Genomic DNA, 12803 nt, shown 5'->3' with positions numbered 1-12803 from the left:
GTGAGATAGCGCCGTTGCTATCCCGCCCTGCAAATGGGTTGTGATCAGGCCACTTTTGCAGCCGGACCGTGATCATATTCGGCCAAGAAATGCAGGACTTCCTGACGGTATTGATAGAATTTGGGGTGCTCGAGCAGCTCTTTGCGATCGCGCGGGCGCGGCAAATCTACCTCGAGCACCTTGCCGATTGTCGCGCGCGGACCGTTGGTCATCATCACCACCTTGTCCGCGAGCAGAATTGCCTCATCGACATCATGAGTGACCATGATTGCTGTCACCTTGGTGCGGTTCCAGACATCCACCAGCACATCCTGCAAGTCCCAACGCGTGAGACTGTCCAGCATGCCAAATGGTTCATCCAGCAAGAGCAAGCGCGGCGACAAAGCAAAGGCGCGGGCAATGCCGACCCGTTGACGCATGCCGTTCGACATTTCCGCCGCCATCTTATCCATTGCATCGCCGAGGCCCACGCGTTCAAGATAATACTCAACGATATCGCGCCGTTCCGACTTTTCCGCATGCGGGTAGACGCGCTCGACGCCCAGCTCGACATTCTGCCGCGCGGTCAGCCATGGCATCAGGCTGGGCGCCTGAAACACCACGGCCTTGTCCGGCCCGGCGGCGCTAATCTCGCGGTTGTCCAGCACGATGCCGCCACCAGTGATTTCATTCAGGCCAGCCGCCATGGTGAGCACGGTCGATTTACCGCAACCCGAATGGCCAATTAGCGAGATGAACTCGCCTCTATCCATCAACAGGTCGAAGTTCTCGACCACTTTGAGCGGCCCCTTCGGTGTCGGATAAACCTTGTCGAGCTTGTAAAACTCAAGATAGCGTTTTTCGACGGGGCTAAATGCTGCCTCGCGGTAGGCTTGCGGTGGCGGCGCGAGATCGAGCGGAGTGACATTTGGCAAGTCAATGCTGCTCTCACCGGCCGCGCCAGCGTCTGAGTTCAACGCGCTTAGGTAGCCGACAATTTCCTTGCGCAGCGATTGATATTGCAGGTCATCATTGACCGCTTCACGCTCACGTGGCCGCGCCACATCAACATCGAACATCTTGCCGATCTTTGCCGCGGGGGCGGGCGTTAGAACTGCGATACGGTCTGCCAGCAGCAGCGCCTCGTCCACGTCATTGGTGACGAGGACAATCGTCCGTCCTTCTTCCTTGCGGATACGCTCAATCTCGTCCTGAAGCTTCGCGCGGGTCAGCGCATCGAGCGCAGAGAGCGGCTCGTCCAGTAAGAGAATTTCCGGCTCCATAGCGAGCGCACGCGCAACCGCCACACGTTGACGCATGCCGCCGGAAAGCTGAGCAGGCTTGCGATCCATCGCGTGATCAAGCCCAACCAGCTCGACTTTCTGCCTAATCAGCGCTTCACGATCCGCCTTGCTGCGATCCTTATGCACCGCATCTACAGCCAGAGCGACGTTCTGTTTGACCGACAGCCAGGGGAACAGGGAATAGGACTGAAACACAAGCCCGCGCTCTCGGTCAGGGCCATTGATCGGCTTGCCGCGCAGGGTGATTGATCCGCCATCAGGCTCAACCAGACCGGCGACACTGGAAATCAAAGTCGTTTTGCCGGCGCCCGAGAAGCCTAGAATGGCGATGAATTCCCCCTCGCGGACATCCAGGTCGATGCCAGCAAGGACATCGGTCGTTTCACCGTTCTTACCTTTGTAAGACTTGGTCACCCCGGCGAGAGAAAGAAATGCTGTATCGCTCATCACAATTCCCCTCAGACTGTGCGGTTCTTGGAAACGAGTGATTGCAGGCTCATCATTGTCCGGTCGAGCATGAAGCCGATGAGGCCAATGACGACCACTGCAAACATGATCCGTGCAAGGCTTTGCGAGCTTCCGTTTTGGAATTCATCCCAGACGAATTTTCCCAGACCCGGGTTTTGCGCCAGCATTTCTGCCGCGATCAGAACCATCCAGCCCACACCCAGCGACAACCGCATTCCGGTGAAGATGTAGGGCAGGGACGCTGGCAACACGAGCCGGGTGAGCTTTGCAAACCAGCCAAGCCGCAGCACTTTACCAACATTGAGCAAGTCTTTGTCGATTGAGCTTGTGCCAACGGCGGTGTTGATGAGTGTTGGCCAGAGCGAGCACAGCATCACCACGAGCGCCGAGATAACAAAGGCTTTGGGTAAAAGCGGGTCTGCGCTCGTGATCATCGCTGAGATCACCATGGTCACAATCGGCAACCAAGCGAGCGGGCTAACCGGTTTCATGATCTGAATGAGCGGGTTGATCGCCGCATTAAAGCGCGTGGAAAGTCCAGCCAACAGACCAATCGGCACTGCGAATATTGTCGCCAGGATAAAGCCCAAAGCAACTGTTTGCAACGAAGTCACAATCTGATCGAGGAAGGTGGGCGGACCTGCATATTCAAAGTCGCGCACTGCGCCTGAATTTCCGGCAGCAATAGCGGCTTCATTGCGCGCATCCTGATCGGCATAGAATTGACCCTCCGCCTCTTTGGCAGCGGAGTATTCGTCGTACAGTGCAATGCCTTGCTCACCCACTTCCACTGGACCGGGCAATGTACCAAGCGAGGTATCCACCTGCGGTGCCAACATAGCCCACAGTGCCAGAAACCCGAAGATACCGATTGTTGGCCAAAGCAGGGATTTGGCAAAATCAGCGACCTTTGCCGCAATTGGGTTGGGGCTTGCCGCAGCCTCTGCGTTTTTCTCAGCGGCGTCAGACGCTGCTTTAGATGTCGTTGAGCCGTCGGTTGGCGGGATCACTTCTGACCCCGCTGCCGCCTCTCCGTCTACATATGCAGTTGCCATTTGGCTTCTCCAATCGCTCTGATTACTTGCTCGACACGCCAGAGGCGGTGACGGTTTGGCCCTGCTTCAGGCCAATCGAAAACTTGCCGAGGTAGTCATTTGGCTTTTTGCCATCATAGGTGATGCCATCGATGAAACCTTCTTGTTCACCCTTAAAGCCATCTGTTTCCGGCACGCTTGCAGCGGGGATCACGCCATCTTCGACCAGCTTGTTGGCAGCGGCGAGATAGAGGTCTGGGCGGTAGACTGACTTCGCGGTTTCGAAATACCATTCGTCGCTCTTGTCCTGAGAGATCTGTCCCCAGCGACGCATTTGAGTGAGGTACCAAATAGCGTCGGAGTAATAGGGGTAACCCGCGAACTTTTCGAAGAAGATGTTAAACCCTTCGGCCTCGCGTGTGTCGCCCGGCTCGAATGTGAACACGCCTGTCATCGATGCAGCGATCACCTCCGCATCAGCTCCTACATAATTGGGGCGAGACAGGATCTCGACGGCCTCTTTGCGATTGGCACCGCCATCGGCATCAAGCCATTGCTGCGCCTTGATAATCGCGCGCAGCATTGCTGCTGTCGTTGCCGGATATTGCTCGGCAAAATCCTCGCGCAGGCCAAAGACTTTCTCGGGATTGTCATTCCAGATCTGATCATCAGTGATGACCGGCACGCCGATCTTCTTGAATACGGCCGCTTGGTTCCATGGCTCGCCGACGCAATACCCTTCGATCGTGCCAGCTTCGAGCGTTGCCGGCATTTGCGGCGGCGGGGTAACGGACAGTTTGACGTCTGCATCAATCACACCCTGCACATCGCCATCGGCATAATATCCAGGCTTCAATCCGCCCGCAGCCAACCAATAGCGAAGCTCGTAATTGTGTGTGCTGACCGGGAAGACCATGCCCATATTGAACGGCTTGCCCTGCTCCTCAAACGCAGCGACCACCGGCTTGAGGTGTTCAGCTGAGATCGGGTGCTGCGGCTTGCCATCTGCGCGCTTGGGCAGATCAGCCTTGATCATGTCCCACACCCTGTTCGACAGGGTGATGGCGTTGCCATTGAGATCGAGGCTAAGCGGTGCGATCAGATCCGCTTTGGTTCCATATCCGATGGTTGCTGCCAGCGGCTGGCCAGCCAGCATATGTGCGCCGTCAAGTTGCCCGCCAATCACTCCATCAAGCAGAACTTTCCAGTTTGCTTGCGGTTCAAGCGTAACGTTGAGGCCTTCTTCAGCAAAAAAGCCTTTTTCTTTCGCAATCGCGAGAGGAGCCATGTCTGTGAGCTTGATGAACCCGAATTTCAGATTGGGTTTTTCAATCTCTCCATCGAGCGTGGCGGCGGTAACAGTCTCGCCTGATCCCTCGCTTGGCGAACCGCCACAGCCCGCCAAGGCCAGGCTAGCCAAAACCGCAGTCAAAACCCCACGTCGGTTAAATTCAAATCCCGCCATCACTGCCATTGCTCGTTCCCTTTAGTGATGCGGACAACGCAAAAAAGCCGCCACGAACAGACCAAAAAGCCTGAATTCGGGCGGCACCGTTGCCACGCATATTGAAATAAGATTTACGAGGTTTTGTGTAAGCTTCGCGTCATTGGAAGCTCGCCCCGTCCGCGAATCGAATACTGCACATTGGCATCAAAGGTAAAGCGTTTTTTGCAGTGCAGCATCACTTTTGCCCAGCAATGTACGCTTCAATTCTATCTGGATCAAAACTTTCGCCGTCAAAAAAGCTATTATTTGTCAGTGTGATAGAGCCTTGCTGCGCGGTCGTTGCAAGGGGCGAGGTTATGCTTCCTTCAACCTTGGAACTGGCCCCAGGTAATGAATCTCCGGTTCCCTTTTGCGCTTCGCGATAGACGTTTGGTCTAAAGACTCGGGCCGCCGCCGCAGCGTCTTTGGCGCTGTATTTCAGCCCGTCCCACCGGACCATTTGCGTGTAGAGCCATTCTGCTTGGCTAACCCAGGGAAAGTTCGCGGCCTCGCGGTGCTGGAACATAAAGTCAGGATATTGAGTGGGCTGCCCGCCTTGTCGCAGAACCAACTGATCAGAAATGGCCCTCAGGACCAAATCGGGTGAAGCATCACAATATTCAGGGCGTGAGAGAATAGCGGCGTTTGTCTGCCAATTGTCCGGGTTGACAAAATGTGCGCCTGCCTGCCGCATAGCCCGGATCAGGGCTTTCACCTCTTCGCGTTTTTCATCGAGGTGATCGGCTCGCATCGCCAGCACTTTTTCAACGCCGCGGCGCCAGATTTGCGCCGTCGCCAGAACGATCTGGCCCGCGCCGCGATCAACTGCGATGCTGTTCCAAGGTTCGCCCACGCAGGATCCGTCAATCTCGCCAGCTTCCAGCGCATCTGCACTGAACGGCGGCGCCACTGTGACGATCTCCACCTCTTCATCAGGGGTAATGTCGCAAGCCGCCAACCAATAGCGCAGCATGTAATTATGGCTCGAATAGCGGTGCACAACGCCGAAACGCAGCTTTTTGCCCGCCGCTTTGGCTTTGATCGCCTCGGCCTTGAGCTTCGCGCCAACTTCCTTCGGGTCGCCAAGCGAACCACCGGTTCCTATCGCCTCTGCAAGCGTGTTGGAGAGCGTAATAGCATTGCCGTTTAGGCCAAGCACGAATGGCGCTGCGAGCTGCTGAGCTGGCCGGCCGCGCCCCAGCGTGGTCGCGATGGCCAATGGTGCCAGCATATGGGCGGCATCGGTATGCCCATACAGCAATCGATCCAGCACAGTCGCCCACGACACGTCGCGCACGAACGTGAGCTCGAGCCCTTGCTCCTGCGCAAACCCATGTTCATGCGCCAGAATTGGGAGGCACGCATCGACCAGCGGCAGGAAACCAATGGAAAGGCGCTTCATCAATCGGTGTCCTTCATCAAGTCATGAGCCGTCACAAGCGCGTCGGCAATCTCGACAATACGGCGATTGGAAGACATCGCCTTGCGTCTCAGCTCGCGGTAGGCGTCCGGCTCGCTTAAGCCCTTGCTGTCCATCAAAATGCGTTTGGCTTTGTCCACTGTTTCGCGTTCTGCCAACTTCCCTTTTGCTTCCGCTAGGTCCGCCTCCAGCCTCGCAAACGCGTTAAAGCGCCGCATGGTAAGGTCGAGGAGGGGGCGGATGCGGTTGGCAGCGAGACCATCCACCACATAGGCGGAAACTCCTGCATCAATTGATGCCGCGATGGAATCGTCGTCGCTCTTGTCAACAAACATGGCAATCGGACGGTCCAGCGCCCGGCTAACGGCGAAGTATTCCTCGAGCATGTCGCGTGAAGGGTTGCCCAGATCCATAAGCACCACGTCCGGCGCAATCTCGGCAATCCGAGACAGCAAACCTTCGCGAGAGGTGACGGTAAAGATCTCGCACTGATCGAGCGTCGCCAAACCCTCTTCAATTATGGTGGCGCGCGCAGCGCTTTCATCGACAATAGCGATCCGCATTACCCTATTGTGCAACGCAGCAAGGCTATTGTGCAAGTGCTAATTGCGGACTTGCACTGCGTTCTTTGGGGGCATGACGGCGGCACGCCTATTCACAAATTATGCTCCGATCCGCAAATGGGTAACAAGCAGACACCCTCCTTCTCACCGCCTCTCCTTAAAAAACGCGCGCAGCAGCTCCGCCGCTTCTTCCTCGCCCATGCCGGAATAGACCTCTGGCCTATGCAAGCATTGCGGATGTTCAAACACGCGCGCACCGTGCTCCACCGCGCCGCCTTTGGGATCGCTCGCGCCGTAATAGACCCGCGCAATCCGCGCGTGGCTGATCGCGCCTGCGCACATCGCGCATGGCTCCAGAGTGACGTACAAATCGCATGTGCCCAGCCTATCTTGCCCCAGCTTTGTGGCGGCTTCGCGCAAGGCACGGATCTCTGCATGCCCGGTGGGATCGGGCGGCTGACGCGTGGCATTGGCGGCCACCGCGATCACTGTGTCCCCCTGCATCACCACCGCGCCGACCGGCACCTCGCCCACGCGTGCGGCCTCGCGCGCCGCCTCTAGAGCGTGCATCATTGGTTGCGGAATGGGCCAGCGGGTCATAAGCGGTCGCTATACGGCGCGGCGAATAGGCGCAACTTTGCTTGACGATTCGCATTGTGAAGGCTATCCGCGCCCCTTTCCGGGAACACCCGAACTTTTTAGGCGGCCGAATCGCTTGGCCACCTGTCACTGTGAACAGACGAGAGATATCATGTCGCGCATTTGCGAACTGACCGGCAAAGGTCGTTTGACTGGCAACAACGTTAGCCACGCCAACAACAAGACAAAGCGCGTGTTCTTGCCGAACCTGCAGCACGTCACTCTGCTCAGCGAAACGCTGGAGCGGGGCTTTAAATTCCGCGTGTCGACCCACGGTCTGCGCTCGGTTGAGCACAATGGCGGGCTCGACAATTGGCTGCTGAAGACCAAGGACGACAAGCTGTCTGCCAATGCACGCAAAGTGAAGCGTGAATTGGTCAAGGCGCAAAAAGCCGCCGCATAAGGCTGGCAGGCTGGCCGGGTTTACCGGCTGCGTTTCCTTGACGGATTTTGAAAAAGGCGTGCGGGCAAAGGCCTTGCGCGCCTTTTCATTTGTCTGCGGTAGATCCGCTTTCGCCCGATTGCGGGCGGCCTGCGTCGCCTTGCGGTTCTTCCGGAGGCCACGCCAGCCTTAGCAGCAAGGTGCGCTGAAACGCGGAGACATTGTCATCGGCGATGAGATAGAGCGAGCCGGATTGGGCTGCATCTTCATTCTCGGCATCTTCTGCAAGGGCTGGGTCCGGCACGAACTCTATGCCCTCAAAATTCTCGCCCCAATAGGCCCGGCCAAGCGTTGCCAGCACGCCGCCGCCCCAAACTTCGCCCTCGGCAATCTCATTGGGGTCCGCGCGCACGAGGCGGGCGTAGAACTTGGCTGGGAAGGCATATTCAACTCGGCGCTCTAGAATGATCACATCGCCATCCGGCAGCAGCGCCGCATCAACCGGCGAATAGCCACGCGTTGTAAAGAAGCGGAATTCTATCGCCTCAGCCCCGTCGACCGGATCGCCTGAAAACAGCAGACCAGGGCGATTCGTGCGCCCCTCGCCTTCCGGAGCCTCGCCCAAAACCAGAAAGCGCCCATCTTCCAGACGGACAATGGTCTCTGGCCCGCTGTTGCGTGACCAACTGGCCATTTGCGGCGGTTTGGCGCGCTTGATCGTGCCATCAGGCGCAATCCGCTCAATCACATTGCCATGCTCATAGGCCGCCCAGATCGTGCCGGTTTCGGGGTCGCGGGTGAACCCCTCTAGGTCGGCGATGCCGCGCCGCACCTCGCCATACCCGGGCGGGAAATCGAGCACTGTGCCGTCCGAGACCGGGGCGCCGTCCACCATCCGCAAATGCATGATCCGGCCGCGGTCGCTGCCTGCATATAGGTCACCATTGCCTAGCAGGATGAGCGCGGAATAGCCGCCGAAATGCGCGTTTTGCGAATCGAGCTGCCACGCGCCAGTGATCCTCAGCGGCCCGGACACACCGGAGCGCTGATCAATGTCGATCACTTCAATCGGCGTATCGAACGAGGTCGACAGATTAGTGCGCAGCCATGTGCCCGGCGCAAGGCCAAGCGCGACCGCTAAAATCAGGAATTTGCGCCCCATTGTGGCTGGATGTCCTTGCCGTTTGAGCCGCTTTACTGCGGGCCGGTAAACAGCAGCGGGTCGAGGCGCGTGTCATGCCATTTCAGGCCCCAGTGCAAATGCGGGCCCGTCGCGCGCCCGGTAGCGCCGACATTGCCGATATATTCGCCTTGCTTGACCGCCTGCCCTTCGCGCACGGCGATCTTGGAGGCGTGGAGAAATGCGCTGTTGAGCCCCGCACCGTGGTCGATAATGATCAGGCCGCCCTCCAGGCTAAAGCCGGTGCGCGCCAGCACCACCACGCCATCGGCGGGGGAGGCGAACGGCACGCCATTACCCGGCGCGATATCGATCCCGGAGTGATAAGAGCCAGGCTCGCCGCGATAAATCCGCTGACGCCCGAATAGGCCCGAAATGCGCCCCTTAACGGGCCAGATAAAGTCCTGCTTCCACCCTTCCGCGCCGGTTACTTTCTCCCGCGCAGCCTTGATCGCTAGCCATTCCGGCTCACGCTTTCTCCACCAGGCCTCGCTCGAGCGGCCTGTACCGCGCGCCACATTCACGCGCTGGATCTTCCATTCGCGCGGAGAGATGGTCAGCTCTTCGGTGACGGTCTCTCCGCTTTCCAAGGTCGCCGACAAAGTCAGATTGCCGGGGCTGTCCCGGTCAAAAGCGGCGAAGAAATTGCCGCCGCCCTCGCCAATGCTAAGCGTCTGATCACCCAAACTCGCCGACACCGTCCCGCGCGGCAAACGCCCGCGGATATACCCGCCTTGGGTGAGCTCGCCTGAAAAGCTGAGCTGCGGCTTGGTCTTCGCCAGAACCGAGGCCGGCGCAGTGCCGATCCGCTCGGTTGCCGGTTTCGGCTGCGGTCGCGCGTCTTCGATGGTCGCGGTATAGGCTGGCTGCGTCCTGGCAGGCTCAGCGCCCGCCGTTTCGGGCGTGCTCGCCTCTCCCGACGCGCAGCCAAGCAGGCCAAGCGCCGCAGCGAGGCAAGCGCCGCGCAAGCTGCCCAGCATCGCGATCATATCTCGCCCAGCAGACGCTTGGTCGAGATCTCGCAAGTGGCGTATGCTTCTTGCAGATCCGCGCTCCAATAGCGCAGCTCTTCGAGCGGAATGACCTCACCGCTCACCGCGCACAGCACGTGTTTGCCGGGCCTCAAAACCCGAAAGGTGGAGGGGCCGTAATGGAGTTTTGCGGCGTTATCGCCCGATGACATCAACATGGTTTTTTCTCTAGCATGGCGCGTTAATCAAACAAATCCGTTTGCGCCGCGTTCCCGGGTTTAGACGGTTTCGCGCGCCGTTTTGTAGATTTGGGCGCGGGCGCGGGTGGCGGTGCAGACTGGGCAGAGGGGCCCGCTTTACCGCCTGTTTTCACCCCTAGCTCGCCGTCCTTGAATTGAAGCTTAAGCGCCGTTTCCTGCTCCGCCTGCGCTTTGCCGGTCAGCGCGCGCCCGGCTGCGTCGCGAACAATCGCATAGCCGCGCTCCAGCGGTTTTTCTGGATGAAACTGGCTTGCGAGCCGCGCGAGCGCATCCAAAGTCTCGCGCTTTCGCGCCAAGGGCTGCTCCACCAAGGCCGGCATCAAGCGCACTTGATCGAGCCTGCGCCGTGCATCCTGCGCCCCGCGGCGCAAGATGGCAGGTGATAGCCGTGCCGACACTCCGGCCAGTGCCTCTCGCCCTTTACCCGCGCTCATCGTCAGGCCGCGCCGCAGACGTTCGGCCAGATCATCAAGCCGCTGGATCTGCGGCTGAAGCAGGTTTTCCGGCAGCGGCAGCCGCTGAACGCGCGCCTCCAGCCGTTCACGCCCCAGCTCCACCGGGCGGTGCACCGCGCGGCGTTGCCGCGTGGCAAAGTCAGACAATGTCGCGGCGAGGTCCGCCCGCACGGGCACGGCCATTTCCGCCGCCGCTGTGGGCGTCGGCGCGCGCCGATCCGCTGCGTAATCCACCAGTGTCGTATCGGTCTCGTGCCCGACCGCCGAGATCACAGGGATCGAGCAGTCGGCGACCGCGCGCACCACCTCTTCCTCGTTAAAGCCCCACAGATCTTCGATAGAGCCGCCGCCGCGCGCCACAATCAGCAGATCGGGACGCGGTGTCGGGCCGCCCGGCGCCATCTCGGAAAAGCCCCGGATCGCGTTTGCGACTTGCGATGCGGAACCCTGCCCCTGAACCAGCACTGGCCACACCAGCACGTGGCTGGGGAAACGATCCGCCAGTCGGTGCAGAATATCGCGGATCACAGAGCCTGTGGGTGACGTCACCACGCCAATCACGCGCGGCAGATAGGGCAAAGCCCGCTTGCGTTCGCTGGCAAACAGGCCCTCTGCCGCCAGTTTAGCGCGAGTTTTTTCCAGCAGCGCCAGCAGCGCGCCCTCACCCGCCAGCTCCAGATTGTCGATCACGATCTGATATTTTGAGCGGCCCGGATAGGTCGTCAGCTTGCCGCTCGCGATGACGTCCAGCCCGTCTTCCGGGTTAAACGCCAGCTTCGACGTGTTGCCGCGCCACATCACCCCGTCGATCACGGCCTTTTCGTCTTTCAGCGCAAGGTACATATGGCCCGAGGCCGCGCGTTTTACGCCGGACATTTCCCCGCGCAGCCGGACATAGCCAAAGCGATCCTCGACCGTGCGCTTCAGCAGACCAGAAATCTCGGTGATCGACAGCGGCTGAGCGTTGTCGCCCTCCCGCTCTCGCGCTACGAGATTGGCCTGTTTGTCACTATCAATCGGCGGGGAAGCCATGAATATCCTTTTACTTGGGTCGGGCGGGCGCGAACATGCGTTAGCGTGGAAGCTGGCGCAATCCCCGTCATGCACAAAGCTATACGCTGCCCCCGGCAATCCCGGCATTGGTGAAGAGGCTCAGCTCGTCACGCTTGATGCCAGCGACCATCTGGCGGTCGCCGCGTTCTGCGCGGAAAAGGCGATTGATCTGGTGGTGATCGGGCCAGAGGCGCCGCTGGTCGATGGCCTGGCCGATAGCCTGCGCGAAGGCGGCACCGCCGTGTTCGGCCCCTCTGCCGCCGCCGCTCAGCTGGAAGGCAGCAAGGGTTTTACCAAGGAGCTGTGCGACCGGGCGAATATCCCCACCGCTGGCTATGTCCGCACGACCACGCTTGATGAAGCCGAGGATGCTCTGGGGAAATTCGACGCGCCGTACGTGCTGAAGGCCGACGGGCTGGCGGCGGGCAAGGGCGTGGTGATCGCCGAAACCCGCGAAGAGGCCGAGGCGGCGCTGGCCGATATGTTCGGCGGGCGTTTTGGCGCGGCGGGCGCAGAGGTGGTGATCGAGGAGTTTATGCGCGGCGAAGAGGCGAGCTTCTTCGCGATCACCGATGGCACCGCAATCTTGCCCTTTGGCACCGCTCAGGATCACAAGCGCGTGGGCGAAGGCGACACCGGGCCGAACACCGGCGGCATGGGCGCCTATTCGCCTGCGCCCGTTCTAACGTCAGAGCTTCAATCGCGCGTGATGGACGAGGTCATCAAACCCACGGTTGAGACCATGCGCGCAGAGGGCATGCCCTATTCCGGAGTGCTCTATGCGGGCCTGATGCTGACCGAAGCGGGGCCAAAGCTGATCGAATACAATTGTCGCTTTGGCGATCCGGAATGCCAAGTGCTGATGACCCGGCTGACCAGCGATCTGGCCGAGATCATGCTGGCCTGCGCCAAGGGCGAGCTTGCCGGATGCGAGGCAAACTTCTCACCCGCCACTGCAATGACGGTGGTGATGGCGGCCAAAGGCTATCCCGGCACGCCGGAAAAAGGCGGGCAGATCAATCTGGGCCTGGCAGAGGCGCTGCGCGATGGCGGCGCGGCCAAGGTCTTCCACGCTGGCACGGCTATGGTCGATGGTCAGCTGGTGGCCAATGGCGGGCGCGTGCTCAACGTGACGGCCAAAGGCATGAGCGCCACCGAAGCCCAGAAAACCGCCTATGGCGCGGTTGATGCGCTGAATTTTGAGAGCGGCTTTTGCCGGAGGGATATTGGCTGGCGCGAGGTTGAGCGGGAGGGGCAATGATGGGAGCGAGTTAAGTCGCCCCCACCACTGTATCAGCACTGATAGTTATCTTTTATAACAGCGTTGTAATAACTGCCAGTTGAACCTGCGGAGCAAAGCCCCTGCCAAACGCGCATTGGGACACCGCAGAAGTCATAACCTCTTCCACTAGTGAACACGATGTGCAGGTCTCCATTGGCCGGACCGTATGTCGCGCTAGAAATAGCCGACGAATTGAAAGAGGCGGATAGCATTAGCGCTTCCAATCCGGACGCTTGATCCGCTCTTTCTCGGTTTCACGTGGGTTTCTTTTAGCATAATTCTCCGTGACAAACTGACCGTCTACAGAGCTACGATGCGCTGTCTGGC

At 59.5% G+C, this 12803-nt stretch carries 13 protein-coding genes; 2 read left to right on the top strand and 11 right to left on the bottom strand.

The window, feature by feature from the left end; translation table 11 throughout:
- Positions 1–44: 44 nt before the first annotated feature.
- From AC0V6V_RS08965 to AC0V6V_RS08940, 6 genes are all read right to left on the bottom strand, one after another.
- Positions 45–1730, bottom strand: a complete 1686-nt coding sequence (locus AC0V6V_RS08965; RefSeq protein ID WP_486165046.1) for an ABC transporter ATP-binding protein — start codon at positions 1728–1730, stop codon at positions 45–47.
- 11 nt (positions 1731–1741) lie between these two features.
- Entirely contained in the window at positions 1742–2806 is a 1065-nt protein-coding gene (locus AC0V6V_RS08960) for an ABC transporter permease (RefSeq protein ID WP_486165045.1), read from the bottom strand.
- 22 nt (positions 2807–2828) lie between these two features.
- Positions 2829–4259, bottom strand: a complete 1431-nt coding sequence (locus tag AC0V6V_RS08955) for a CmpA/NrtA family ABC transporter substrate-binding protein (protein ID WP_486166300.1) — start codon at positions 4257–4259, stop codon at positions 2829–2831.
- A gap of 208 nt (positions 4260–4467) precedes the next feature.
- Positions 4468–5673, bottom strand: coding sequence for an ABC transporter substrate-binding protein (locus tag AC0V6V_RS08950; protein WP_486165043.1), 1206 nt, complete (start codon positions 5671–5673; stop codon positions 4468–4470).
- The gene (locus AC0V6V_RS08945; RefSeq protein ID WP_486137923.1) at positions 5673–6254 is read right to left on the bottom strand and encodes an ANTAR domain-containing response regulator; all 582 of its coding nucleotides are present in this window, start codon (positions 6252–6254) and stop codon (positions 5673–5675) included. Before AC0V6V_RS08945 ends, AC0V6V_RS08950 begins: the two co-directional genes overlap by 1 nt.
- A gap of 144 nt (positions 6255–6398) precedes the next feature.
- Positions 6399–6854, bottom strand: a complete 456-nt coding sequence (locus tag AC0V6V_RS08940; protein WP_486165042.1) for a nucleoside deaminase — start codon at positions 6852–6854, stop codon at positions 6399–6401.
- 151 nt (positions 6855–7005) lie between these two features.
- On the opposite strand from AC0V6V_RS08940, the gene rpmB reads away from it, so the two are divergent.
- The gene (gene rpmB / locus AC0V6V_RS08935) at positions 7006–7296 is read left to right on the top strand and encodes a 50S ribosomal protein L28 (protein WP_472640163.1); all 291 of its coding nucleotides are present in this window, start codon (positions 7006–7008) and stop codon (positions 7294–7296) included.
- A gap of 85 nt (positions 7297–7381) precedes the next feature.
- On the opposite strand, the gene AC0V6V_RS08930 is transcribed toward rpmB, so the two are convergent.
- Genes AC0V6V_RS08930 through xseA form a run of 4 tightly spaced genes read right to left on the bottom strand, consistent with a single transcriptional unit; the run spans position 7382 to position 11173 of the window.
- Positions 7382–8437, bottom strand: coding sequence for an esterase-like activity of phytase family protein (locus AC0V6V_RS08930; protein WP_486165041.1), 1056 nt, complete (start codon positions 8435–8437; stop codon positions 7382–7384).
- 32 nt (positions 8438–8469) lie between these two features.
- Positions 8470–9444, bottom strand: a complete 975-nt coding sequence (locus AC0V6V_RS08925) for a M23 family metallopeptidase (RefSeq protein ID WP_486165040.1) — start codon at positions 9442–9444, stop codon at positions 8470–8472.
- Complete coding sequence (locus tag AC0V6V_RS08920) at positions 9441–9644, bottom strand: DUF2093 domain-containing protein (protein WP_486165039.1); 204 nt, start codon at positions 9642–9644, stop codon at positions 9441–9443. The genes AC0V6V_RS08925 and AC0V6V_RS08920 overlap by 4 nt, the downstream gene beginning before the upstream one ends.
- 23 nt (positions 9645–9667) lie before the next feature.
- Positions 9668–11173 carry an exodeoxyribonuclease VII large subunit gene (gene xseA, locus AC0V6V_RS08915; protein WP_486165038.1) on the bottom strand — a complete coding sequence of 502 codons (1506 nt, stop codon included), beginning with the start codon at positions 11171–11173 and terminating at the stop codon, positions 9668–9670.
- Between xseA and purD the strand changes: the two genes are divergently transcribed.
- Positions 11172–12455 carry a phosphoribosylamine--glycine ligase gene (purD, locus tag AC0V6V_RS08910; protein WP_486165037.1) on the top strand — a complete coding sequence of 428 codons (1284 nt, stop codon included), beginning with the start codon at positions 11172–11174 and terminating at the stop codon, positions 12453–12455. The genes xseA and purD overlap by 2 nt on opposite strands.
- A 32-nt stretch (positions 12456–12487) precedes the next feature.
- Here purD and AC0V6V_RS08905 read toward each other — a convergent pair whose 3' ends face one another.
- Complete coding sequence (locus AC0V6V_RS08905; protein ID WP_486166074.1) at positions 12488–12688, bottom strand: KTSC domain-containing protein; 201 nt, start codon at positions 12686–12688, stop codon at positions 12488–12490.
- Positions 12689–12803: the final 115 nt, after the last annotated feature.

It is taken from the genome of Erythrobacter sp. S249 (assembly GCF_057364975.1).
The sequence above is the reverse complement of the archived record's forward strand: the minus strand, read 5'-3'. Positions and strand labels throughout refer to the sequence as shown.

What these genes read in the sequence shown, in the direction of transcription:
- AC0V6V_RS08950 (WP_486165043.1), bottom strand. Translation starts at nt 5,673, where the DNA reads ATGAAGCGCCTTTCCATTGGTTTCCTGCCGCTGGTCGATGCGTGCCTC.
- AC0V6V_RS08940 (WP_486165042.1), bottom strand. Translation starts at nt 6,854, where the DNA reads ATGACCCGCTGGCCCATTCCGCAACCAATGATGCACGCTCTAGAGGCG.
- AC0V6V_RS08920 (WP_486165039.1), bottom strand. Translation starts at nt 9,644, where the DNA reads ATGTTGATGTCATCGGGCGATAACGCCGCAAAACTCCATTACGGCCCC.
- AC0V6V_RS08930 (WP_486165041.1), bottom strand. Translation starts at nt 8,437, where the DNA reads ATGGGGCGCAAATTCCTGATTTTAGCGGTCGCGCTTGGCCTTGCGCCG.
- rpmB (WP_472640163.1), top strand. Translation starts at nt 7,006, where the DNA reads ATGTCGCGCATTTGCGAACTGACCGGCAAAGGTCGTTTGACTGGCAAC.
- AC0V6V_RS08960 (WP_486165045.1), bottom strand. Translation starts at nt 2,806, where the DNA reads ATGGCAACTGCATATGTAGACGGAGAGGCGGCAGCGGGGTCAGAAGTG.
- xseA (WP_486165038.1), bottom strand. Translation starts at nt 11,173, where the DNA reads ATGGCTTCCCCGCCGATTGATAGTGACAAACAGGCCAATCTCGTAGCG.
- AC0V6V_RS08955 (WP_486166300.1), bottom strand. Translation starts at nt 4,259, where the DNA reads ATGGCAGTGATGGCGGGATTTGAATTTAACCGACGTGGGGTTTTGACT.
- AC0V6V_RS08945 (WP_486137923.1), bottom strand. Translation starts at nt 6,254, where the DNA reads ATGCGGATCGCTATTGTCGATGAAAGCGCTGCGCGCGCCACCATAATT.
- AC0V6V_RS08925 (WP_486165040.1), bottom strand. Translation starts at nt 9,444, where the DNA reads ATGATCGCGATGCTGGGCAGCTTGCGCGGCGCTTGCCTCGCTGCGGCG.
- AC0V6V_RS08965 (WP_486165046.1), bottom strand. Translation starts at nt 1,730, where the DNA reads ATGAGCGATACAGCATTTCTTTCTCTCGCCGGGGTGACCAAGTCTTAC.
- AC0V6V_RS08905 (WP_486166074.1), bottom strand. Translation starts at nt 12,688, where the DNA reads ATGCTATCCGCCTCTTTCAATTCGTCGGCTATTTCTAGCGCGACATAC.
- purD (WP_486165037.1), top strand. Translation starts at nt 11,172, where the DNA reads ATGAATATCCTTTTACTTGGGTCGGGCGGGCGCGAACATGCGTTAGCG.